The organism is Paenibacillus sp., from assembly GCF_031177825.1.
In the GTDB taxonomy this organism is placed as follows: Bacteria; Bacillota; Bacilli; order Paenibacillales; family YIM-B00363; genus Paenibacillus_AE.
The window spans coordinates 149,137-172,055 of record NZ_JAPSKE010000011.1 but is presented as its reverse complement, the minus strand read 5'-3'; the positions used below and the strand labels follow the sequence as shown (position 1 = coordinate 172,055).

Genomic DNA, 22,919 nt, shown 5'->3' with positions numbered 1-22,919 from the left:
CTGTCCCCGAAGGAACAACTCCGCTCGACTTGCATGTATTAGGCACGCCGCCAGCGTTCGTCCTGAGCCAGGATCAAACTCTCCAAAAAGGGTAGTTCAAACTGCTGCGCTCATTACAAGCTAGCTTTACTTCTTTAAAAAAAGCATATGCGCTCATGTTCAGTTTTCAAGGTGCAAGCTTTATTTCATTGTCGCCTTATTTTTAGCGGCGACTTTTATATACTACCACATCCGCCTATCCGATTGCAACCATTATTTTTTTACCAAATGATCGCTGGCTCTCGGGGTCGTCCTTTCGAACAACCGTTTTTGGCGTGCAGGAGATAATTTATCACATGACAAAACCAAAAGTCAAGGGATTTGCCGGAGGCAAATCCCATCTGATCTTCCGTATGTTAACTGGTGTATTTCATTTCCAACACGTCCAGGCTCGGATCGGAAGCGACGAACACTTCCTGAATGAGCGAACGGCGCACCAGCTTCTTGAGCACGAGATGGAGCTCGGTCCGGACGGCGTGCAGATCGGGATGCCGCTCCAGCTCCGCGGCGCTCCACGGCTCGGAGCGGCTGGACAAGATGCGCAGTAGCGGTCGGCAGCAATCCTTCAGTTTGGACATCACCGAGAAATCGCATGCCAGATGCGCGAGTCGAACGCGTTGCTCCAACGTCTCCGTATTCGTGGACAGTTCTTCGTAGAGCTTAAAGATACCCGGATTAATGCTTCTTACCTGCTTCCAGACGGTAAGCTCCGGTACATGCCCGCTCTCGACGACGGAAATCTTGGCCCAGTGATGGACCGCCGTCAGAATATGGCTGTGCGCATCCAGCAGGTCGCCAGCCTCCAAGTCATTCTTGCTCAATAGGAAATGACGCAAAAACAACGAGAATTCCTGAAACAGCCGCTCGTCCCGCTTCTCGGGCGTCACCGCGAGCAGCGTCTCCCGCTTTTCCTCGAGGAACCCTTGTTTATCCAATACGATCTCTCCCGCTAACAGCCATTGTTGCACGTCGCGATTGCCGGTCGGAGCTAACAGCGCCCCCAACGTCCCACGGTCGTACCATCTTTCTTGTATGTAGGTCTTGTCTTTACTATAATGATGGGTGAAGCATTGCTGACGATCGCTGTCGGTAACGACGATAATCAGCGCGTCGAAGCCGTCGATCAATGCGGAAAACTGCATCGTTTTCTCGATGTACGCAGCCGCGATCACATCCGGTCTGTCCGCGTAATGCCGCTCGACGAACGATTTGATCATAACCCACAAGCCCCCATGTCTTTATCCGATACGCTTCGTGCATTTTGAGATAGAACATATATTCTACGGCGATGGGCGGTTTCCTGCCGAACGGCGAGCATTTTTTCAACCGAAAGAGGAGAAGATACGAATGCGCTTGAAATCAAGCAAGGTGAACGAGTTCCGGTTATGGGGCTTGGTATTGATGCTGGCGGGCATGGGCTTCATGATCGCCGGAACGGCGGCGATCGTCTTTAAGTTTCCCGGTTCGAGCATCATTACCGGCATCGGGCTCGTCCTCGGACTGATTACGATGTTGGGCAGCATGGCGATTTACTTTTGGGCCGGCATGCTGTCGACTAGCGCGGTACAACTGCAATGCCCGGAATGCGGCGAGATGACGAAGATGCTCGGCAAGACCGACCGCTGCATGTACTGCAAGACGATTCTTACGCTGGACCCTTCCCAAGCGCGGAACTCTTAATGAATAAGGAAAAAGATGAGAAGAACCTCGAACTTCGGGGCTCCGCTCATCTTTTTTTATTTTCCGTGGAACGAAGTTATTTATGATGCAATGTTTCGTCTATCGTGCTCCAGATCGTATCGTTCGCGAAGTTGCGGCTCCACGCCGCGACGCCGGCGAGCCCAAGCTCCCTTGCGAGCTCGGCTCGCGCCTTCATCGAGATTTCGTCTTCGATCCAAATCTTCTTCACGGCGCCGTCCTCTTCATACTGAACGTATCGTTGTCCGGTTTTCTCGTCCAATTCTGGCTGTAAACCCTTCTCATTGATCAAATCCGCTACGGCCTTCATGCCCACCGCTTTCGAAGACACCTTCTTCTTCCCGTCCACGGTCTCTTCGGTCCAGATTCTCGTGTAAAACGGTACTCCGAGCAGCAGCTTCTCCGCGGGAACGCCGTGTTCTTCGATAATGACGCGCATCCCGTTCTCCACCCATGGCAGCGAAGCGACGGAGCCGGCGACGGGACTCGACGCCCAATGCTCGTCGTATGCCATCACCATCATATAATCGACGATGCCCCCTAGCGCCTTCCGGTCGAGGAACTTCGACCACGTATCGCTGCCTCCGGCGAACGTCACGTCGATCGATACGGTCAACCCCGCCTCGTGCAGCAGAGGCGTTAACTCGCGCATAAACTGCGTAAGGTTCGGACCGTCCTTCACGTGCACATTTTCGAAATCGACGTTCACCCCGTCCAGCTTGTACAGCTGCGCCCAGCTGACGAGCTGCCTCGCCATCGACATTCGCCGATCGTACGTGGACAACGCCTCTGCCGTCATATCCGGGTCGAAGTTGTTGCTGAAGAGCGCCCACACCTGATAGCCGCGGTCATGCGCCCAACGGACGTAGGCGGCGTCGGCTCGATTCTCGAGGGCGCCTTCGCCGTCGATGACGTGGAACCACGTCGGCGAGACGACGTTCAGCCCCGGCATCGGTCCGAACTTCGTCGCGTCCGGATTTCGTTCGTACACTTGCTCCCAAGCGAGCACGATCTTCTTCCCCATCGGGCGATCGGGAACATATGGGGCCGCTTGGGGAGCGTCTGGACCGGATACGACCTCCGCGCCGGCCCAACGAACGGATCGTTCGTCCGCGAATCCGACGAAGCCTTGGTCCGTCTGCACCTTATACCATCCCTCCGCTTCGCCCCAGACGACCGCCCGTTCGCCGGGCGCCAAGTCGTCGACGATCGGGGCGCGCACCGTCGGCTCGGACCGGACGGCGACGTCCCGCCGCCGCTCTTCGCCGCCGGCGGCCGCCGGCGCTTCGATGCGGGCCAACGTATCGCCGGCGCGAGCGAGCGTCACGATCCCCGTATTCGCGGCTTCGGAGACGACCAGGCCGTAGATCGTCAGGATCGGATCGATAGGGACGTAGACGACGCCGTCATCCCCGTGCTCGACCGGGAAGCGCAACTCGAACGGCTTATCGTTCGACCACGCGGTCAGCTGGTCGCTCACCATCCGCAGTACGCGATGCTCCGTCGCGATAATGACGGACTTGGTCGCGTCCTCGTAACGAATGTTCGGATCGACGACCTCCTGCAGCAGCGACAAGGGAAGCTTCAAGCCTTCCCCCGTGCCGACCGCGCTTCCGTCCATCGCGGCGCCTTGATAAAACACCGGCTTGTCCGAGCCGTAATCGGGGATGATTCGCGTATCGACGGGACCGTAATTGCGAAAGAACCAAACCAAAGCGACGCCGAGCAGCGCGATCGTCATCATAAGAAAGAAAAGGAAGGACCAACCTCGGCCGCGGCGCTTGCGTCTCGGCGGCGGTACGGTCGCTGTATGCACGATGTCTCACCTCCGGAAGGAATAGAAATTTTATCGTACTCGAAAAATAAAAACGTGCCGAACCCTACCCGGGAATACGGCACGCGCGAAATCGATCATGTAACTGTTCTTCCAATCTCAGTGCGATACGCGCTTAGCGCACGCGCTGCAAATCCCGTACACTTCCATGCGGTGGCCGTGCACTTGGAATCCCGTATGCGTCGCGGCGGCGACCTCGATCTCCGTCAACGGCGGAAACTCGAAATCGGCGATCGTGCCGCAGTGCTCGCAGATCGCATGGTAATGCTCCGACATATCCGCGTCGAACCGGCTGGAATCGTCGCCGTACGTCAGCTCCCGCACGAGCCCCGCTTCGATAAACACCTTCAAATTATTATATACGGTCGCTACGCTCATGCTGGGAAAACGGTCTGCAAGCGCCCGATAAATTTCGTCCGCGGTCGGATGGGTCATCGATTGCAGCAGGAAGGATAAGATGGCATACCGCTGAGGCGTCATGCGTACCCCGGTCGATTTCAGTTTATCCAACGCCATATCTAGCTCCATCGCCATAAACGCTCCCCCCATCCTCATTCCTGTTTATAGTCATTCTAAAAAGTCTTAGTTTATTGTACGTCGCTTTCTCGCCGTTTGTCAACGAATGCGCCCGCCCCCGGCGCCTTTCACTTTTTCCCGGCGCCCGACAAAAACACGAAGACGCCGATCAAAATAAGCGCACCGGCGACGATCAACGGGCCGTTGTCTCCCGCGATGGAATCGAGCCCTTCGCCGCCGGTCGTCGCCCAGTACGCCGCGAACAGCAGTCCGCCTCCGATGAAGGCGTATTGCGCGAGCGACGAGCGTCCGCGCTGCGGCGACGCCGCGCCCGAGGCATCGCCGTCGAAGCGGTTCATTCGATCCGTCGTCTGCAGCGCATCGAAGAGCGTATAGAAGTAGACGACCGGAATCAAAATGCCGAGCAGCACGATGAGCGGCACGATCCCTTCAATAGAGACGAGGACGACGCCGAAAATGTTGCCGACGAGGATCAACATAAAAAACAACCCTCGCTGCATCGCCCCCGCATACAGATGCCCGATGCCGGGGAACAGCGCCGATAACAGGCCGGCGACCCACTTCTTCTTCTTCGGTGTATCGATCTCGGTCGCCCCCTCCGTCGCTCGCGCGAACCGCACAGAAACCGAGCGGCGCTCGGCAGTCTAGCGCCGGTCCGATCGGTTTCCAAGACGAATCGCGTACGTTATCCGTTCAACCTCTCCAAAATCAGCTTGTTGACCAAGCCCGGATTCGCCTTGCCTTTCGTTTCCTTCATGATTTGGCCGACGAGGAAGCCGATTGCCTTCTCTTTCCCCGCTTTGTAATCCGCGACGGATTGCGGGTTGGCGTCGACGATGCGATCGACGACCTGCTTAATCTCGCCTTCGTCGCTGATTTGCACGAGGCCTTGCTCCTGCACGATCGTCTGCGGCGACTTGCCCGTCTCGATCATGTCCTTGAACACCGACTTGGCGATTTTCGTGGAGATCGTACCGTTTTCGATGAGACCGATCATCTCGCCGAGCCCGCGGCCGGTGATCTTCACGTCCTTCAGCTCGAGATTGTTCGCGTTCAAGTACCCGAGCAGGTCGCCCATGATCCAGTTCGCCGCGGCTTTCGCGTCCTTCGTGAATTGAAGGCTTTCCTCGAAGAAGCGCGCGAGCGGCAGCGACGCCGTAATGACGTCCGCGTCGTACGTCGACAAGCCGTATTCGGCGGCGTAACGCGCCTTCTTCGCATCCGGCAGCTCCGGAATCGTCGCCCGGATGCTCGACTTCCACGCGTCGTCGATATACAGCTTCACGAGATCCGGGTCCGGGAAGTAGCGATAGTCGTGCGCTTCTTCCTTGCCGCGCATCGAGAACGTCTTGCCTTGTCCTTCGTCCCATCGGCGCGTCTCCTGCACGACCTGACCGCCGCCGTCGAGAATGTCGGCTTGGCGCAGCTCTTCGTATTCCAATCCGCGCTGCACGCCGCGGAACGAGTTCATGTTCTTCAGCTCGGCGCGGGTGCCGAATTCCTTCTGTCCCCACGGACGGATCGAGATGTTGGCGTCGCATCGGAGCGACCCCTCTTCCATCTTTACGTCCGAGACCTCGCAATATTGCATGATCGCCTTCAATTTTTCGAGATACGCTCTCGCTTCCTCCGGACTGCGAATGTCCGGCTCCGAGACGATCTCGACGAGCGGCGTGCCTACGCGGTTGAAGTCGACGAGCGAGCCGACGCCGGCCGGAAGATGCGTCAGCTTGCCCGCGTCTTCTTCGAGATGCAGCCGCGTCACGCCGATGCGCTTCGTCTGTCCGTTCACTTCGATGTCGATCCACCCGTTCTTGCCGATCGGCTGGTCGTATTGAGAAATCTGATACGCCTTCGGGGAGTCGGGATAGAAATAGTTTTTCCGGTCGAACTTGCTCTCCGTCGCGATCTCGCAGTTCAGCGCCATCGCCGCCTTAATGGCGTATTCGACGGCCCGCTTGTTCAGCACCGGCAGGACGCCGGGATGTCCGAGGCAGATCGGGCACGTATGCGAGTTCGGCGGCGCGCCGAAAGCGGTCGAGCAGCCGCAGAAAATCTTTGAGTTCGTGTGCAGCTCTACGTGCACTTCGAGTCCGACGACCGTTTCGTATTTTCGTTCGGTGGCTTGCGTCATGGGGGTTCCTCCTTCCTCAGCTTCGCTTATAGGTTCGGTCTTTGCTTATGATGGTCCGTCGCTTGCTCGAACGCGTGAGCCGCGCGAAGCACGGTCGATTCGTCGAACGCGCGTCCGATCAGCTGCAGGCCGATCGGCAAACCTTCCGCGTTCGTGCCGCACGGCACCGAGATCGCCGGCACGCCGGCCAAGTTGACGGGAATCGAAAAGATGTCGTTCAGGTACATCGTCAGCGGGTCGTCCACCTGCGCGCCGAGCTTGAACGCCGGCGTCGGCGCCGTCGGCCCGAGCACGAGATCGAACTTCTCGAAGACCTCGTCGAAGTCGCGCTTAATGAGCGTGCGCACCTTCTGCGCTTTCAAGTAATACGCATCGTAATATCCCGAGCTCAGCGCGTACGTACCGAGCATAATGCGGCGCTTCACTTCGTCGCCGAAGCCTTCGCTGCGCGACTTCACGAATACGTCCAAGAGCGATTCCGCCTCGGAGGAACGAACGCCGTACCGGACGCCGTCGAAGCGGGCCAGGTTGGAGGACGCCTCGGACGACGCAAGCAAGTAATACGTCGCGACCGCGTATTCGTTATGCGGCATCGACACTTCCTCCCAGACGGCGCCTTGCGACTCGAGCGCCTTGAGCGCCGTGAGAACGGCGTCCTTCACGGCCGAGTCGATGCCTTCGCCGAAGTACTCCTTCGGCACGGCGATGCGGAGGCCTCGGACGTCGCCCGTAAGCGCGCTTAGGTAATCCGGGATGTCCACGTTCGCCGAGGTCGAGTCGAGCGGGTCGTGGCCGGCGATCGCCTGCAGCACGTACGCCGCGTCCTCGACGGAGCGCGTCACCGGGCCGATCTGATCGAGCGACGAAGCGAACGCCACGAGACCGAAGCGCGACACGAGGCCGTACGTCGGCTTCAAGCCGACGACGCCGCAATATGCGGCGGGCTGGCGGATCGAACCGCCGGTGTCGGAGCCGAGCGCGAAGAACACCTCGCCCGCCGCCACCGCCGCGGCCGAGCCGCCGCTGGAGCCGCCCGGGACGTGTTCCAGATTCCACGGATTGCGGGTGACGTGGTAGGCGGAATTTTCGTTCGAGCCGCCCATCGCGAATTCGTCCATGTTCAGCTTGCCGATCGTGATCGACTGCGCCGCATCCAGCTTGTCCATGACGGTCGCATGATGCACGGGTTTGAAGTTGTCGAGAAACTTGCTCGCGCACGTCGTGCGCAGCCCTCTCGTAACGATATTGTCCTTGATGCCGGCAGGCAATCCGAACAGAAGCCCCTTCGCTTCGCCGTCGCCGAGCCGACCGTCGAGCTCGGCCGCGCGGCGGCGGGCCCCTTCTTCGTTCAGCGTCAGGAACGCCTGGACCCGATCCTCTACCTCGCCGATTCGACGGTAGCTCTCGTCGACCAGATCGGTGACCGACAGCTCCTTCTTATGAAGCCGGTCTTGAATGTCTCGCAGTTTCGATTGGAATAAAGACAACGGGAACAACCCTTTCCTTCATATATGTAACGCATGCTTCCATGGGTATCGCAAGCTTCATGCATGGTCGAAGTCGTTATTCGAGTACGGCCGGCACCCGGTATTGCCCGTCTTCTTCGTCCGGCGCGCCCGCCAGCGTCTCTTCGACCGGCCACGACGGTCTCGCTTCGTCTTCTCGCAGGACGTTCTTCACCGGAAGCACGTGCGTGGTCGGCTCGACGCCTTCCGTGTCCAGCTCCTTCAGCTTCTCCGCATATTTCAAGATCGCGTTCAGCTGCTCCGTGAACCGTTCCTTCTCCGCGTCGGTCAAGGCCAAGCGGGCCAGCTTCGCGACATGCTCTACATCTTTCAACGTTACGCTCACTTTCGGGGCACCTCCGATATCTAAATACAAGTTCTCTCATTATATATTATAAAATTCGCGCCATGCAAAAAAAGCCTGAACGACGATCCCGCGGTCAGGCTTTCTCCATATTAGGCGAGCTTCCTCTTAAATCCACGCCCGCAAATTCACTTGTTTCACGAAATCCGACGCGTTCGGCGTCTCTTTCGGCTTCTCCTGCGCCGGCTCCTCTTCCCCGTTCAACAACCGCTTGAACAACGCTTCGTTCCGGGTCGCCAGGGCGAAGTCGATCAGCGACTCCTTCTCGACGCGTTCCGCTTCGCGCTGCAGCAGCGTCTCTTCCAATTCGACGTCGTCCTTCGGTACGAAGACGTGCTTATTCATCGTCGGCACGCGCACGACATAGTCGAAAGCGTTGTCGGGGTTGCGGTCGTACGCAATAATGAAGCCGTGCTCCCCGATCGGCAAGCCTTGTTCGAACTTGTCGCCCATGAGAATCACCTTCTGTCCCAATCGCAGCATTGCGGTACCCCCCTTATGCAATTTATCGAAATTGTCGTTCTCGTTATCCATTCTTGCCTTTTATCCTACTAAAAAACGCGGCAGGTGTCTACTTTCGCGAGATCGGTTATGATATAGCTAGCAAAGTTTAGGAAAAGGAGCGAATCCGCTTGCAAAGCTTCTACCGAAAATATTGGAGAACCGCGTTCGACATCGGGTTGATCGCGCTGACCGTATACTTGCTCATGTATGCGTTCAGCTTCGTCTACCGCATCGCCACGCCGATTCTGCTCGCGTTCGTTATTTTCTATCTTATGGAGCCGATGGCTCGCTTCATGCACAAACGCGGCATGAAGAAGTCGATCGCCGCCGCGATCGCCATCATCGTCCTGATGCTGATCATCCTGCTCGTCTTTGTCGGTCTCGGCGCCATCGTCGCGACGCAGGTCATCGGACTCGTCTCGGCGATCGAACGCAATTCCGCGATGTTGCAGGACCATATTTTGCAAGGCGTCCGATACGCGCAGGAGCAGTACAACGCGCTTCCCGTCGGCGCCGTGGAACAAATCCAGAGCGCGCTCGCCGGGCTCAGCGATTGGGCGACCGGCTTCGCGGGTACGGTGCTCAACTATTTCGTCGGCATCATTACGTCGTTCTCTACGTTTCTATTTAATTTCTCGATCGCGGTCGTGCTCGCCTACTTCCTCAGCATCGAGATCCCGTTCTGGCGGCGGACCGCCGAGACGAAGACGCCGAAGACGTTCAAGAATGCGTTCGTCTTTCTCCGCGACAACGTTCTGCTCGGCCTGATGGCGTACATCAAGGCGCAGCTGAAGCTGATCGGCTTCACCTTCGCGATCGTCTTCATCGGACTGCTCGCGCTTCGAATCGACAACGCGTTCTCCCTCGCGCTGCTCGCCGGGCTGTTCGATGTACTGCCGCTGCTCGGCGTGTCGGCCGTCTTCCTGCCGTGGATCGCCTACTGCTTCATTACGGGCGACCTCTTCCTCGGCATCTGCTTATCGGTGCTGCTGGCCATCGTGCTCACGTTCCGGCAAATCATGGAGCCGAAGATTACCGGCGACTCGCTCGGCGTCTCGGCGTTCACCGTACTGTCGGCCATGATGATTTCGATGTCGCTGTTCGGCGTGGCGGGCCTCATCCTGTCGCCGATCCTGATCATTCTATTGAAGGCGCTGTACGAGCAGGGTTATTTGAAAAAGTGGATCCGAATGCCGCCCGAAGAATACGAGCGCACGGACGTATAAACCTCGCGCAATCCCAAAAATCCCCCGTTCCGGCTAGAGCCGAGGACGGGGGATTTCGCGTTGCGTTAACGGAGCGAGATCGCGTAGACGCCGCCGGGCGCCGTGGCGAAGCCGCCGTCGGCATCCGGCGCGACGGCGACGCCGGACGCGTCGCGGACGACGTAGCCCGCGCCGTCCGCAAGGCGCAAGCGGGCGCCGGCGTTCGAGCGCACGGTCGCGCCGGCGAGGCGGCCGTCCGCCCAGACGACGTCGACGACGAAGCCGCCGCGCGCCTTCAGGCCGCGGACGCTGCCCGCCGGCCACGCCGCGGGCAGCGCCGGCAGCAGCCGCAGCGCGCCGCCGTGGCTCTGCAGCAGCATCTCCGCCATGCCGGCCGCGCCGCCGAAGTTGCCGTCGATCTGGAACGGCGGATGGTTGTCGAACAAGTTCGGCAGCGTCGAGCGGCGGAGCAGCGTGAACACGTATTCGTACGCCGATTCCCCGTCGCGCAGCCGCGCGTATAAGTTAACGAGCCAGGCCGCGCTCCAGCCGGTATGGCCGCCGCCGTGCGCGAGCCGGCTCGCGAGCGTGGCGCGGCACGCCTCGGCGAGCGCCGGCGCCGCGTCGGGCGTCATGTCCTCGCCCGGATACAAGCCGTACAGATGCGACACGTGCCGATGCCCCGGCTCGCTCTCCGGGAACGGCTCCAGCCATTCCTGCAGGCGCCCCTGCGCGTCGACGCGGTACGGCGGCAGGCGGCGGAGCGCGGCGCGGAGCTCTTCCGCGAACGCGGCGTCGTCCGCAGCCTCGATCGTCAACACGCGGGACGCTTCGAGGCAATTCGCAAACAGGTCGCGGATGAGCGCGAGGTCCATCGTCGTCGCCGCCGAGACGCTGCACGGCTCGCCGTTCGGCAGCAGGAAGCGATTCTCCGGCGACGTGGACGGACTCGTGACGAGCATGCCGTCCGGCCCCTCGACGAGCCAATCGAGCGCGAACCGCGCGGCGCCCTTCATGAGCGGATAGGCCGTCTCGCGAAGGAACCGTTCGTCCAGGTTGAAGGCGTAATGCTCCCAGAGGTGACGGGACAGCCAGACGCCGCCCATCGGCCAGAACGCCCAACTCGGGTCGCCGCCCGTCGGCGTCGACGCTCGCCACAGGTCGACGTTATGATGCGTCGTCCAGCCGCGCGCGCCGTAATGGACCGCCGCCGTCCGGGCGCCCGTCCGGCTCAGGTCGGCGATCATTCCGAACAGCGGCTCATGGCACTCGCTCAGGTTGCACAGCTCCGCGGGCCAATAGTTCATCTGCGTATTGATGTTCGTCGTGTAATCGGAGCACCATGGCGGCTGCACCCGGTCGTTCCAGATGCCCTGCAGATTCGCGGGCTGCGTGCCCGGACGCGACGACGCGATGAGCAAATACCGCCCATACTGAAAATACAGCTCCTCGAGCCGATCGTCCCGAACGCCTTCCCGGTACCGCGCGAGCCGCTCGTCCGTCGGCGTCTCGTCCGCCGTCTCGCGGGCTTCGCCGTTCCCGAGCGTCAGCTCCACCCGCTCGAACAGCGCGCGGTGCTCCGCCTCGTGTCGCGCCCGAAGCGTGCCGTAGGGCATCGAACGCATCGCGTCGAGCGCGGAGGCGCACGTCGCCGCGAGCGGAGCGGCGCCCGGCTTCGGCATGACGTCGTACCGCTCGAAGTCGGTCGCCGCCGTCAGCAGGAACGTCACGGACCGCGCTCCGCGCACGCGAAGCGTTCCGTCGGCCGCAGCGGCAGCGCCGCCGTCCGCGATCGCCCGCAGCCGGATCGCGAATGACAGCCCGGCATCGTCCTCGTATTGGATCGAATACGGGTGATCGCCGCGGTAGTTGTCCGCGATATGCGTCGGCGCCCGGCCCTGCAGCAGCAAGTCGTCCCCGGCCGCGGCGACGGCGTGCTTCAGCGGCGAATCCAGCGCCGCGTCGACGTCGAACGGCGCGCCTTCTTCGGTCGAGAGGCGCACGATCATTGCTTGATCCGGCGCGCTGACGAACGCCTCCCGCACATACGTAACGCCGCCGAGCTTGTATCGGACCGTCGAGACGGCCGAGTCGAGCTCGAGCTCCCGGACGTACGCCTCCGGTTCGCCGTCCGCCGCGTGCAGCGTCAAGCGCAGGTCTCCCAGCGGTTCGTACGACTGCACGTTGGCGCCGAGCATCTTGTCGCGAACGAGCGTCTCCGCCGCGCCGTAATCGCCGTTCGCGATCAGCTCCCGCGCGGTCTTCAAATACCGCATCGCTTCGTAATTGTTCGTATCCCGCGGGAAGCCCGACCATAACGTGTCCTCGTTCAACGCGTACCGCTCCTCGCGGACGCCTCCGAACGCCATCGCGCCGAGGCGGCCGTTGCCGAGCGGCAACGCTTCCTCCCACGCCGCGGCGGGCTGCTTGTACCATAATCGTTGCTTCTTCATCCGAGCGCTTCCTCTCCTTCTCCGCTATGCCAAGGATCAACGGCTTCTCCGTCCTCCGAAGGACGGCATCCGTTTCCCGAGACGATTCAGGTGTTATATCCGCAGGAAATACTTTCTGAATCGTGGAAAAAGGGAGCCGGCCTCGCGGCCCGCCCCCTTCCGCTATGCATTTTCCCGAAAATTACTGAATGACGCCCTTCTTCTGCAGATCGAGGATATGGCGCTCGTACATGACCTTCTCGACCTTCGCCGCGCCGACTTTATCCATGTCCTTGACGAAGTCCGCGTAGATGTCGTCGAACTCCGCGTCGCTCTTCGCAAGCACGAGCTTCGGAATCGTCTTGTTCCACAGATCCTTGATCTTCGCGTTGATGACGCCTTCCGGCGTCGACCCTTCCGGCTCGATGTTGTCGAGGCCGAGCGCGTTGCCGTCGAAATTGTATTGAGCGATCATTTCTTTAGCCGCGTATTGCTCCGGTTGGTTCTTCATGAAGTCGCGCTTCTCCGCGTCGTCCCACAGCTGGCCCGCGCGCCACATGAGCGTGGAAGCGGTCAGTCCGTACTTATTATACCATGCCGCGTTGTCGGACAGCTCGAGCTGCTTCACTTCTTCCTTGTATTGCGGCAAGCCGTCGACCATGTCGTACGTCTCGCCTTCCTTGCCGTAACGCAAATCCATCTGACCTTCGTCCGACCAAGCGTACTCCAAGAACTTGATGATCCGGTCCGGGTTTTTCGCGTTCTTCGTAATGAAGAAGCCCTGCCAGCCCATGAGCCGCTGCGCCGGATAACGCGGCTCTTGCCCGTCCACCTTCAGCGGGTTCAGGATGACGTATTTCTTGTCCGCCCCGATCGTGCTTTCGATCTTCGGATTGTACATCGTATAGATGTTGTTCATGAACGCGCTCGATACGATGTATTGGCCGCCGTAAATTTTCTCCTCGTATTGCTCCTGCTTCGCGATCAATTGCTGCGAGTCGAACAGACCTTCCTTCTGCAGTCGGTTCACGAAGCGGAACGCCTCGATGAAGCCCGGATCGCGCATCGGGTAGGTAAGCAGCTTCTCGTCGTCCTTGATGCGGTTCTCCTGGTGATTCGGCGAGAACGAGTAGATGAGGGAATCCATCGACAAGCTGCCTTGGAAGCCCCACATGGAGACGTCGAACGATTCCATGCCGAGCGGGCTCAGGTCCGGATACTTCGCCTTCGCGTCCTTAAGGAACGCGATGAGATCTTCTTCCGTCTCGATCGCCGGCTTCCCGAGCGCTTCGTAGATATCGCTGCGGACGAAGTACGGGCGGATCGGCGTAATCGGCACGCCGTTCACGAGACGGTCTTTCGTCTCGTAGAAGTTCGGAAGGTACCAAAGCTTGCCGTTCACGGAATGGTACTTCACCAACTCTTCGTCGAGCAGGCCGCGGAAGTTCGGCGCGTACTGGTCGATCAGCTCGTCGAGCGAGTACACCATGCCGCTGTTGATCAGCTTCGTCACCTGCGGATGGTTCCAATCGAGCATGAGCGTATCCGGCAGATCGTTGGAGGCGATCATCGTGTTCAGGAAGTCGTTGTCGTTGCCCGTCGCGAGGAATCGGTCGATCGTCGCGCCCGTCTTCTCCGTCACGAGCTTCATCGCGTATTGGTCTTTCCACAAGTAGTTCGAAGCCCATGTGCCATAGAAGTATTGACGGAACGTGAACGGAGACGTGTCGGACTTGTATTCCAGCTCGTTCGGATCCGCCGGCGCCGCGTCGGTCCCTCCCGCCGTCTGCGTACCGCCCTCGGCTTCGGCCGGCGTCGTCGGCGCGGCTTCTTCCTTCGCGCCGCAGGCGGCCAATACGACGGATAACGCGAGAAGCGAGAATAAGCCTTTCTTCATTCGGTTCATGCGATGAATCCTCCCTTTTCTGTGTTTCCCCTAGTCTTGTATGCTTAACGGTTTCCCGCGCAAGCCTCGCTTATCCTTTGACGGACCCGATCATAATGCCCTTCACGAAGTATTTCTGAAGGAACGGATACGAGAAGACGATCGGCAGCGTCGTTATGACCATCGTCGCCAGCTTCACCGACTCGGCGGTGACCGTCTTCATCCCAAGGTTGCTGGCGATCAAGCTGACATTGCTGTTCGAGCTGATGATCTGCATCAAGATTTGCTGCAGCGTTCTCAGATCCGGTCCGCCGTACAGCATCGCGTCGAACCAGGAGTTCCAATGGAACACCGCGTTGAACAGCGCGACCGTCGCGAGCACCGGCTTCGAGACGGGCAGGACGAGCCGGAAGAAGACGATCAGATCGTTCGCGCCGTCCACCTTGGCCGACTCCTCCATCTCCTTCGGGATGCCGCGGAAGAACGTCAAGATGATGATGGCGTTGAACACGTTGAACAGCGTCGGCAGGACGTACACCAAGAAGTTGCCCTTCAGGTGCAAATATTTCGCGATAAGCAGGTACTCGGGGATGAGGCCCCCGTGGAAGTACATGGTCACGATCGCCATCATAAGGAACAGCTTGCGCCCGAGCAGGTCCGGCTTCGAAACGCCGTAAGCGAACGCCGAGGTGAACAGGACGGCGCAGGCGGTGCCGACGAGCGTCCGGGCGACGGTGACGAAGAACGCGGACAAGATGCTCTCGTCGCGGAACACCATCTTATAGTTCTCGAGCGAGAAGACGCGGGGCCAGAACGTGACGCCCCCGCGGGCCGCGTCGATCGGATCGTTGAGCGACGTGATCAAGATGTTGTAGAACGGATACAGCGTAGCGAACGCGACTAAGGCCAGCAGCGCCACGTTAGCGGCGTCGAACAGCTTCTCCCCGGGCGTGCGATGGAACGTATGCATGTTGCGCGATTCCTCCTTCCGTTAGAACAGGCTCTCGCCCGTCAGCTTGCGCGACGTAAAGTTCGCCGTGAACATGAGCGCGAACGCGACGATCGATTGGAACAGCCCGACCGCGGTGCCGTACGAAAACCTGCCGAGCACGATGCCCATATCGTAGGCGTAAATTTGCAGCACGTTCGCTTCGTCCTGCGTCATCGAGTTTTGCATCAGGAACAGCTGGTCGAAGTTCGTGTTGACGAGGCCGCCGACCGCCAGGATGAACAGGATGACGATCGTAGGCTTGAGCGCCGGCAGCGTGATGTGCCAGATGCGCTTGAAGCGGCCCGCGCCGTCGACGACCGCCGCTTCATACAGCTGCGGATCGATGCCGGCGATCGCGGCGAGGAAGATGATCGAGTTCCAGCCGATGTTCTTCCAAATTTCCGAGACGACGACGAGCGTCAAGAACGTATCCGGGTCGCCCATGAGGATGCGCTCCGCATCGACGAGGCCGAGCGTCTGCAGCAGCGAGCTTAACGCGCCGGTCCGGGGATCGAGCAGCGTGTACATAAAGCCGACGACGAATACCCAAGAGATAAAGTACGGAAGGTACGACAGCGACTGCACGACGCGCTTGAACTTCTGGCTGCGCAGCTCGTTCAACAGAATCGCCAGCAGGATCGGCGCCGGGAAGCCGAAGATCAGCTTCGCGATGCTGATTTTGAACGTGTTCCCGAGCGCGTCCAAGAACGTCGGATCGATGAACAGCTCCTCGAAGTTCGCGAGTCCGAGCCATGGACTGCCCGCGAAGCCTTGAACGGGGTTATACTCTTGGAATGCGATAATGATGCCGTACATCGGCGCGTAATTGAACACGATCATCCAGAGGACGGCCGGCAGCGTCAAGATCATGAGGTAGCGCTGCGACCAGAACAATCTCGCCAGTCGAGATTTGTTCGTTACGGCGGCAGCGGGGGTAACGGCGGCGTTGCGCATCGGCGATTCTCCTTTCGACGAAAACCCTTACATCGTTCTTTCGATGTTCTCATTGTACGGGGTGCGCCCGGGGCGGAACTATAATAAAAACCAATGATCGTTTCGAAATCCAACGGGATTGTTGAAAAGTCGCGGCGATGCCCGGGGCGTATCGCCGAAGCCGGCGATGGATGCGCGGAGGCGGGCTTCCTTCCGGAGGATTCTCCGGATTCTGCGAAGTAAGCGCAGATGTGGGCATATTTCCGGGAGACACGCTCCAACGATCGGGTACCCTCGAGCCGAACCGCAGAAAAAAGGAGCGACATTCGTCGCCCCGTTGCTGATAACGCCAAATATTCGCTTATCCCAGCAAATAACGTCACTTTTGGCACTATCGCACGCCCGCGATCGCCGAAATCCCGTCAAACCTGTTCGTCCTTGCCGACCGCCAAGCTCGATAACGCCAAATATTCGCTTATCCCCGCCAATAGAGCCAAATTTGGCACTATCGCACGCCCGCGTCCACCCAAGTCCCGTCACGCCTGTTCGCCCTTGCCGACCGCCGAACTCGATAATGTCAACTATGCGCTTATCTCCGCAAATAAAGCCAAAGTTGACGTTATCGCCCGCTCGTTACCTATGCGCTAGCTCCTGATATTCGCCCGGCGTCATGCCGACCGCGTTCTTGAAGACGGTGCAGAAATACGACGTGTTCGGGATGCCGACCTCCTTCGCGACGCGCGACACCTTGTACTCGGACCGGCCGAGCAGCTCCTTCGCCTTGTCCATCCGGCATTCCGTCAGACGCTCGTGGAACGTGCGGCCCGTCGCCTTCTTATACAGCGCGCCCAAGTAGTTCGGCGACAGAAACACTTCGGCCGCCGCCGCCGTCAAGCTCAGGTCGGTGGACATATAACTCGTCTCGATCAGCCGGTTCACCTTGCTGACGATGTAATCGTCCTTGCCCTCCCGCTTGTTCGCCAGGAACGCGATCATGCTCTTCGCCACGGCGAGGCCGTGCGCGCGGAACTGCCGCAGCGTCGACAGCCGGTCGAACCGAGCCGCCGCTTCCCCTTCGTTCGCCTCGGGATCGCCGGCGAGCATCGACAGCTCGAAATACAAGCCGGTCAAGTAATTGCGAACGTATTCCCGCTCCGCCCCGCGCTGCGACGAGATCGCGTCGAACATGCCGCTCGCGGCGTCGACCGCCTTCTTCTCGTCGAGCGCGCTGACGCCGTACACGACTTGCTTCGCGTACGCGCCGACCTTCGCCAGAAACTCGTTCGCCTCCGCGTAGAACGCCGCCTTCTCCCGCTCGACGGCTTCGGGCAGCGCCACGCCGGACAATCCCCAGAATACCGCGTACTCGAGCGCGCTTCTCGCGGCGCGGACGGACTTCCACGCCTCCGTCAGTCCGTCCGCCGCGCCGCCGACCGCGACGACCGCGTCCTCCGGCCGGGCGAAGCCGCCGGGCTTCGCGAGCCGCGCCGCGAGGCCGTTCGCGACCGCGCGCGCCCCGGCGTCGTCCGCCGCCAGGACGACGGTCCACGCGTGCTCGACGGCGCCGCCCGCGTCCGGCAGCGCGAGGCAGGGCGCGCCGACCGCGCGGCGCACGTCGTCCTCGGCGAGTCCCGGCACGCCCGCGAAGAGAATCGCCGCGAACGCGCCGGACGCCGACGCGAAGCCCGCCGCCTTGCGCAGCTCGGGGGCGCGCTCCTTCGGCAGGCGCCCCTCCATCGCGTCCGCCGCGAGCTTCGCGATCGCCAGCGCGCGATGCTCCAGAGCCGCGGCCTTGAGCTCCGCTTCGTCGCGGCGGCGCCGCCGCACGCGCGCGCATTCCTCCACCGCTTCCGACACGGCGCGCTGCAGCTCCTCCTCCTCGATCGGCTTCAGCACGTATTGATTCACCTGCGTCTGCAGCGCCCGTCGCGCGTACTCGAAATCGCTGAAGCCGGTCAAGACGACGATGACCGTCTCCGGCATCGCGTCCTTGATCTTCTTGGCCATCTCGAGACCGTCCATGCCGGGCATCCGGATATCGGTAATGATGAGATCCGGCTCGAGCTCGAGCGCTCGCTCCCAGCCGTCGATGCCGTCGCGCGCGGCGCCGACGATCTCGATGCCGAGACTCGCCCAATCCAAGAAATCGAGCAGCCCTTCCCGCTCCCATCGTTCGTCCTCCACGATCAGCAGCTTGTACGTCGTCATCCCCGTTTCTCCTTCCCGAACATGATCGTCACGGCCGTCCCGATGCCGGGTCCGCTGTGCAGCTCAAAGCGATATTTGTCGCCGTAGTACGCCTGTAGCCGTTCCATAATATTTTTGACCGCATAGCCGCTGCCGCTCCCGCCGGAGCGGATGCTGCGGCCTTCCCGAATGTCCTGCAGCCGGTCCTTCCGCATGCCGACGCCGTCGTCGATCACTTGGTAATACAGCATGTCGCCCGCGACGCCCGCTTTGATGATCAACGTGCCGTGATCTCGCTTCGGCTCGATGCCGTGCACGAGCGCGTTCTCGACGACCGGCTGAAGCAAGTTTTTGGCGGCGGTATACGCATAAACCGACTCGTCGATTTCGTATATCACGTCGAAGACGTCCTCGTAACGGAACTTCTGAATTTCCAAGTACGCCTTCACCATCGCGACTTCGTCTTTGATCAAGATTTCGCGGCGCCCTTTGTTCAACATCAAGCGGTAAAACTTGGCGAGCGCATTCGAGATGTCCACGATTTCCTTCGACTGCGCCTTGCGGGCGACCCATGAAATCGTAGCGAGCGAGTTATACAGAAAATGAGGATTGACCTGCGATTCCAGCGCCCGCAGCTCCGCCTCCCGCTCCATCAGCTGGATCTTGTACACCGTCTCGACGAGCTCGTGAATGCGCCCCGTCATCAGATTGAAGCTCGAAGCGATTTGCGAAAATTCGTCGTTGCCGAACGCCGGAACGTTCGCGGTCAGCGAGCCTTCCTTCACCTGCTTCATCGCCCGCAGCAGCAGCTTCAGGCGCGAAAGAAGCGCGCTGGTGATGAAATAAACGAAGGCGCCGAGCACGAGCAGCGCGAAAAACAACACGATCGCGATCTGCCTCGCGGACTGCTGCACCGCCTCGGTGAACGCCGACACCGGGAACAGTCCGACGATGCGAAGTCCGATGCGGTCGATCGGCACCCCGATGACGATCGACCGCTCGCCGCCGATCGTGCGCACCTCGTTGAAGGCGCCCGACGGGAGCTCGCCGATGCCGAGGTCGGCGACGTTCCGCCCGGCCCCCGCCGGATCGCCGCCCGTCACGACGTTGCCCTGCCCGTCCGCCACGAATACGCTCCCGAGCTGGACGGAGCCTTGGCCGTCCAGCATATCGAACATGACGTCCTCCTTCACGTCGATCTCGAGCACGCCGACCTCTCCGGAGTAACGGAACGATTGAATGATTTCGTAATACGAGAAGACGTTCGGAATGTCTCCCCCTCGTAACGGCACGTTCAAGTGCACGAGCTGCGGATGCAAGCCTCGCCAGCCGGTCGTCGGGCGCGTCGGACGGAACAAACCCGCGTATTCCGGCAGCCCTTCCAGCCGATCGATCCGGTAGAAGCTGTCGTACAGCTCGGGAATCGAGGCGTTGAACATGTAAATGCGCAGCGACGCGATGTACGGATTTTGGCGGAGCACGTTTTCGACGAAAGGGGAAATCTCCGAGCGGTATTCCTCGTATTGGTACGATTCCCCCGTGAACGTCGTGCCGAGGAACGACTGCAGCTTGATGTCGGAGGCGATGAGCTGCGAGACGTTCTCGATCAAGCCGACCTTCTCGAGCACGCTGTCCCGCGTCTGAATCAAGTTATGCTCCATCACCTGCTGCGCTTGTTCGACCGCCGAATTCGCGAGCTGCGTGTACAAATAAACCCCCGACCCGGCCAGGGAGACGGCCAGAATGCAGGAGTAAGCGATGACGAACTTCCATGTGACGCTAAGGTTGCGGAACGAAAATTTGTACGGCCCCATAACGGCGCCTCCCTTCGAATCGAAGTATATCAGAAAAAACCGCCCCCATCTCGAGTAAACTGTCCCCTGTACTTGGGGGCAGCCTACTTGCGATGGGAACGGTTCTCTCGCATTACTTCAAGGCGAAGCGGCTGTTCTGCACGGCGTTCAGCCATTCGCGGGCGACCAGCTCGTGGCCGGCATACGTCGGGTGGACGCCGTCCCAGAGCCAATACGCGGCCGGCGCTCGCTCGCAGGCGCGCTCGAACGGCTCCTGCAGCGGCACGAAGACGGCGTCGAACCGCTCCGCGAGCTTCCGCACCGTCGCTTGGTACTCGGCGAGCTTCGCGCGCCAAGCGTCCCACTTCAGAGCGGGCGCGCCGACGTTTAGGATGAACGGCTCCATCAGCACGAGGCCGGTGTGCGGCGATTTCTCCCGCGTCTCCTCCAGCACGTGCGTATACGCGCGTTCGAACCGGTCGGTGACGCCCTCCGGCAGCTCGTTCATAATACGCCAAGCGTCGTTGACGCCGATCAAGATCGACAACAAATCCGGGTTAATATGGAAGAAGTCCTCGTTCCATCTCGCGTACAAGTCCGAAATCCGGTTGCCGCTAATGCCGCGGTTGACGAACCGCGGCGCCTTCTCGGCGAGCTCGAAGCCGAGCTTCGACGAAATAATGTACGGATAACTGTGCCCGAGAATATGGTTCTGATCCTCGCCGCGCCCGCGGGCGCCGTCGGTGATCGAGTCGCCTTGGAACAAGACGACGGTACGTTCGTTATTGGACATGGGAAGCATCCCCCTCCATCAAAATCACAACGCCGTGCGCCGGCACTTCGACGGCGCCGCGGCGAGTTTCGCCGGTCAGCGCGTCGGTCCAGACGCTCTCCCCCATGTCGGCGCCGGTCGCCGTCTTGTTGTGATTGAGGAGGAATAAGATGCGCTTGCCGTCTTTCGTGCGTACGGCCGCTTCCAGCCCTTCCGGCGTGTCGAGAATCGGCCGGATGCCCGCTTTGTCGCACAGATTTTTCAAGAAGCCTTGCATGAACGCCTTGTCCGGCGACGTCGCGACGTACCACGCCTCGCCTTCGCCGTACTTGTTGACCGTGACGGCCGGCATGCCCTTGTAGAAGTCTTCGCCGTACGTCGCGATCGCTTCGGCGCCCTCGAGATGAATCAGGTCGCACAGAATCGACCCGTCGTATTGGCCGGACAGCGCGCCGACCGTGCCGTTCATGACGATCTTATTCGTCTGACCCGGCAGCAGCGCGTCGATCTCCTCGGCCCAGATGCCGAGCACCTTGCGCAGCTCGCCCGGGTACCCGCCGCACGTGACGAGATCGCTCTCGTTCACGATGCCGCTGAAGAACGTCGTCACGAACGTGCCGCCGCGCTTCACGAACGCTTCGACCTTCGCGGCGAAGCCCGGCTTCAACATGTACATGACCGGGGCGATGACGAGGTCGTACTTCTCCAGGCTCTCTTCGACGCCGATCATATCCGTCTGCACGTTCATCCGGAACAACGCGTCATAATATTTATGCACTTCGTCGACGTAGTTCAACGCGACCGACGGACCGCTCGACAGGTCGACCGCCCAACGGTTTTCCCAATCGTAGACGATCGCGGCCTTGGACTCGACCCTCGCGTCGAGAATCGAATCGCCGAGTACCCCGAGCTCGCGGCCGAGCTCCGCGCACTCGCGGAATACGCGCGTATGCTCGTGACCGACGTGCTCGATGACGGCGCCGTGGTACTTCTCGCAAGCCCCGATCGAGCGGCGCAGCTGGAAGAACATGACCGTATCCGCGCCGCGCGCCACCGCTTGATAACTCCACAGCCGCATGACGCCGGGACGCTTCAGCGCGTTGTACGGCTGCCAGTTTTGCTGGCTCGGCGTTTGCTCCATGAGCATGAACGGCTGGCCGCTCTTCAAACCGCGCATCAGATCGTGCGTCATCGCCGTGAAGCTCGCCGGCGTATCGATCGACGGGTAGTTGTCCCAAGAGACGACGTCCATATGCTTCGCCCAAGCGAAATAGTCGAGCTCCGGGTAGAAGCCCATCAAGTTCGTGGTGACGGGAACGTCGGGGGTGACCTTTTTCAACTCGTCGTATTCGATCTTGTAGCATTCCAATAGGCTGTCGGACTGGAACCGTCGGTAATCCAGCGAGATGCCCTGGAAGTTCGTCCGATTGCCCCATTCCTCGCTCAGCTCGTTCGGCGGCACGATCTCGTCGAAGTCGTAGAACGTGTGGCCCCAAAAGCGCGTGTTCCAAGCGCGGTTGACCGCGTCCAGACTGCCGTAGCGCCGCTTCAACCAGACGCGGAACGCCGCCGCGCAGTTGTCGCAGTAGCAATAGCCGCCATACTCGTTCGACACGTGCCAGATGAGCAGTCCCGGGTGATCCTTGTACCGCTCCGCGAGCTTCGCCGCGAGACGCGCCGCGTACTTGCGGAACGTCGGGCTGTTCGGGCAGGAGTTGTGTCTTCCGCCGAACTTCCGCTTGCGGCCCTGCTTGTCGACGCGCAGCACATCGGGGTATCTCTTCGCCATCCAAGCCGGATGCGCGCCGGTGCTCGTCGCGAGACACGCATAGACGCCGTCCTTGTACAGCCGGTCCATCGTTGCGTCGAGCGCGGCGAAATCGTACGTTTCCTCGTCGGGCTGTATAAGCGCCCACGAGAAGACGTTGACCGTCGCCACGTCGATGCCCGCGAGCTTGAACATGCGGTTGTCCTCCGCCCACGTCTCCGCATCCCACTGCTCGGGATTGTAGTCGCCCCCGTACCAAATCTTCGGCAGTTTCTCGTTAATCACGTTTCCAACCCGCCTCCCCTGATTTCATGCGCATGCGCGGCGGCGAAAATTTC

The 22,919-nt window shown here is 60.5% G+C and carries 18 protein-coding genes and 1 rRNA gene; 2 read left to right on the top strand and 17 right to left on the bottom strand.

The window, feature by feature from the left end; all coding sequences use genetic code 11:
• Together RIN49_RS15085 and RIN49_RS15080 are read right to left on the bottom strand one after the other, a co-directional pair.
• A 16S ribosomal RNA gene (locus RIN49_RS15085) occupies positions 1-89 on the bottom strand; the annotation flags it as partial.
• A 306-nt stretch (positions 90-395) separates the two neighbouring features.
• Positions 396-1,256, bottom strand: coding sequence for a nucleotidyltransferase-like protein (locus RIN49_RS15080; protein WP_309120989.1), 861 nt, complete (start codon positions 1,254-1,256; stop codon positions 396-398).
• 130 nt (positions 1,257-1,386) lie between these two features.
• On the opposite strand from RIN49_RS15080, the gene RIN49_RS15075 reads away from it, so the two are divergent.
• On the top strand, positions 1,387-1,719 hold the full coding sequence (locus tag RIN49_RS15075; protein ID WP_309120988.1) for a DUF2614 family zinc ribbon-containing protein: 333 nt from the start codon (positions 1,387-1,389) through the stop codon (positions 1,717-1,719).
• Between the two features lie 76 nt (positions 1,720-1,795).
• On the opposite strand, the gene RIN49_RS15070 is transcribed toward RIN49_RS15075, so the two are convergent.
• From RIN49_RS15070 to RIN49_RS15040, 7 genes are all read right to left on the bottom strand, one after another.
• The gene (locus RIN49_RS15070; protein ID WP_309120987.1) at positions 1,796-3,553 is read right to left on the bottom strand and encodes a glycosyl hydrolase family 18 protein; all 1,758 of its coding nucleotides are present in this window, start codon (positions 3,551-3,553) and stop codon (positions 1,796-1,798) included.
• Positions 3,554-3,670: 117 nt separating this feature from the next.
• Entirely contained in the window at positions 3,671-4,105 is a 435-nt protein-coding gene (locus RIN49_RS15065; protein ID WP_138198339.1) for a Fur family transcriptional regulator, read from the bottom strand.
• 110 nt (positions 4,106-4,215) lie between these two features.
• Positions 4,216-4,728, bottom strand: coding sequence for a DUF6677 family protein (locus RIN49_RS15060; RefSeq protein ID WP_309120986.1), 513 nt, complete (start codon positions 4,726-4,728; stop codon positions 4,216-4,218).
• Between the two features lie 65 nt (positions 4,729-4,793).
• Entirely contained in the window at positions 4,794-6,242 is a 1,449-nt protein-coding gene (gene gatB, locus RIN49_RS15055) for an Asp-tRNA(Asn)/Glu-tRNA(Gln) amidotransferase subunit GatB (protein ID WP_309120985.1), read from the bottom strand.
• Between the two features lie 26 nt (positions 6,243-6,268).
• The gene (gene gatA / locus RIN49_RS15050) at positions 6,269-7,729 is read right to left on the bottom strand and encodes an Asp-tRNA(Asn)/Glu-tRNA(Gln) amidotransferase subunit GatA (protein WP_309120984.1); all 1,461 of its coding nucleotides are present in this window, start codon (positions 7,727-7,729) and stop codon (positions 6,269-6,271) included.
• Positions 7,730-7,805: 76 nt separating this feature from the next.
• The gene (gatC, locus tag RIN49_RS15045) at positions 7,806-8,093 is read right to left on the bottom strand and encodes an Asp-tRNA(Asn)/Glu-tRNA(Gln) amidotransferase subunit GatC (protein WP_309120983.1); all 288 of its coding nucleotides are present in this window, start codon (positions 8,091-8,093) and stop codon (positions 7,806-7,808) included.
• Positions 8,094-8,219: 126 nt separating this feature from the next.
• On the bottom strand, positions 8,220-8,594 hold the full coding sequence (locus tag RIN49_RS15040; protein WP_138198348.1) for an ATPase: 375 nt from the start codon (positions 8,592-8,594) through the stop codon (positions 8,220-8,222).
• A gap of 149 nt (positions 8,595-8,743) precedes the next feature.
• Here RIN49_RS15040 and ytvI point away from each other — a divergent pair, with 149 nt between their 5' ends.
• The gene (gene ytvI, locus RIN49_RS15035) at positions 8,744-9,841 is read left to right on the top strand and encodes a sporulation integral membrane protein YtvI (protein WP_309120982.1); all 1,098 of its coding nucleotides are present in this window, start codon (positions 8,744-8,746) and stop codon (positions 9,839-9,841) included.
• Positions 9,842-9,906: 65 nt separating this feature from the next.
• Here ytvI and RIN49_RS15030 read toward each other — a convergent pair whose 3' ends face one another.
• The 8 genes from RIN49_RS15030 to RIN49_RS14995 all read right to left on the bottom strand — a co-directional run bounded on the left by RIN49_RS15030 (position 9,907) and on the right by RIN49_RS14995 (position 22,866).
• Positions 9,907-12,273, bottom strand: a complete 2,367-nt coding sequence (locus RIN49_RS15030) for a glycoside hydrolase family 95 protein (protein WP_309120981.1) — start codon at positions 12,271-12,273, stop codon at positions 9,907-9,909.
• 181 nt (positions 12,274-12,454) lie between these two features.
• Positions 12,455-14,158 (bottom strand): type 2 periplasmic-binding domain-containing protein, encoded by a 1,704-nt coding sequence (locus tag RIN49_RS15025; RefSeq protein WP_309120980.1) that lies wholly within the window; start codon positions 14,156-14,158, stop codon positions 12,455-12,457.
• Between the two features lie 70 nt (positions 14,159-14,228).
• Complete coding sequence (locus tag RIN49_RS15020) at positions 14,229-15,107, bottom strand: carbohydrate ABC transporter permease (protein ID WP_309120979.1); 879 nt, start codon at positions 15,105-15,107, stop codon at positions 14,229-14,231.
• Positions 15,108-15,128: 21 nt separating this feature from the next.
• Positions 15,129-16,082, bottom strand: a complete 954-nt coding sequence (locus tag RIN49_RS15015) for an ABC transporter permease (protein ID WP_309120978.1) — start codon at positions 16,080-16,082, stop codon at positions 15,129-15,131.
• A 612-nt stretch (positions 16,083-16,694) separates the two neighbouring features.
• Positions 16,695-18,269, bottom strand: coding sequence for a response regulator (locus tag RIN49_RS15010; protein ID WP_309120977.1), 1,575 nt, complete (start codon positions 18,267-18,269; stop codon positions 16,695-16,697).
• Positions 18,266-20,062, bottom strand: a complete 1,797-nt coding sequence (locus RIN49_RS15005) for a cache domain-containing sensor histidine kinase (protein WP_309120976.1) — start codon at positions 20,060-20,062, stop codon at positions 18,266-18,268. The genes RIN49_RS15010 and RIN49_RS15005 overlap by 4 nt, the downstream gene beginning before the upstream one ends.
• A gap of 112 nt (positions 20,063-20,174) precedes the next feature.
• Complete coding sequence (locus tag RIN49_RS15000; RefSeq protein ID WP_309120975.1) at positions 20,175-20,834, bottom strand: SGNH/GDSL hydrolase family protein; 660 nt, start codon at positions 20,832-20,834, stop codon at positions 20,175-20,177.
• Positions 20,824-22,866: a beta-galactosidase gene (locus tag RIN49_RS14995; RefSeq protein WP_309120974.1), complete on the bottom strand. Its 2,043-nt coding sequence runs from the start codon at positions 22,864-22,866 to the stop codon at positions 20,824-20,826. The genes RIN49_RS15000 and RIN49_RS14995 overlap by 11 nt, the downstream gene beginning before the upstream one ends.
• Between the last annotated feature and the right edge of the window lie 53 nt (positions 22,867-22,919).

Coding starts and splice junctions, on each gene's coding strand:
- RIN49_RS15080 (WP_309120989.1), bottom strand. CDS start 1,256: ATGATCAAATCGTTCGTCGAGCGGCATTACGCGGACAGACCGGATGTG.
- RIN49_RS15075 (WP_309120988.1), top strand. CDS start 1,387: ATGCGCTTGAAATCAAGCAAGGTGAACGAGTTCCGGTTATGGGGCTTG.
- RIN49_RS15065 (WP_138198339.1), bottom strand. CDS start 4,105: ATGGCGATGGAGCTAGATATGGCGTTGGATAAACTGAAATCGACCGGG.
- gatB (WP_309120985.1), bottom strand. CDS start 6,242: ATGACGCAAGCCACCGAACGAAAATACGAAACGGTCGTCGGACTCGAA.
- RIN49_RS15040 (WP_138198348.1), bottom strand. CDS start 8,594: ATGCTGCGATTGGGACAGAAGGTGATTCTCATGGGCGACAAGTTCGAA.
- RIN49_RS15030 (WP_309120981.1), bottom strand. CDS start 12,273: ATGAAGAAGCAACGATTATGGTACAAGCAGCCCGCCGCGGCGTGGGAG.
- RIN49_RS15025 (WP_309120980.1), bottom strand. CDS start 14,158: ATGAACCGAATGAAGAAAGGCTTATTCTCGCTTCTCGCGTTATCCGTC.
- RIN49_RS15020 (WP_309120979.1), bottom strand. CDS start 15,107: ATGCATACGTTCCATCGCACGCCCGGGGAGAAGCTGTTCGACGCCGCT.
- RIN49_RS15015 (WP_309120978.1), bottom strand. CDS start 16,082: ATGCGCAACGCCGCCGTTACCCCCGCTGCCGCCGTAACGAACAAATCT.
- RIN49_RS15010 (WP_309120977.1), bottom strand. CDS start 18,269: ATGACGACGTACAAGCTGCTGATCGTGGAGGACGAACGATGGGAGCGG.
- RIN49_RS15005 (WP_309120976.1), bottom strand. CDS start 20,062: ATGGGGCCGTACAAATTTTCGTTCCGCAACCTTAGCGTCACATGGAAG.
- RIN49_RS15000 (WP_309120975.1), bottom strand. CDS start 20,834: ATGTCCAATAACGAACGTACCGTCGTCTTGTTCCAAGGCGACTCGATC.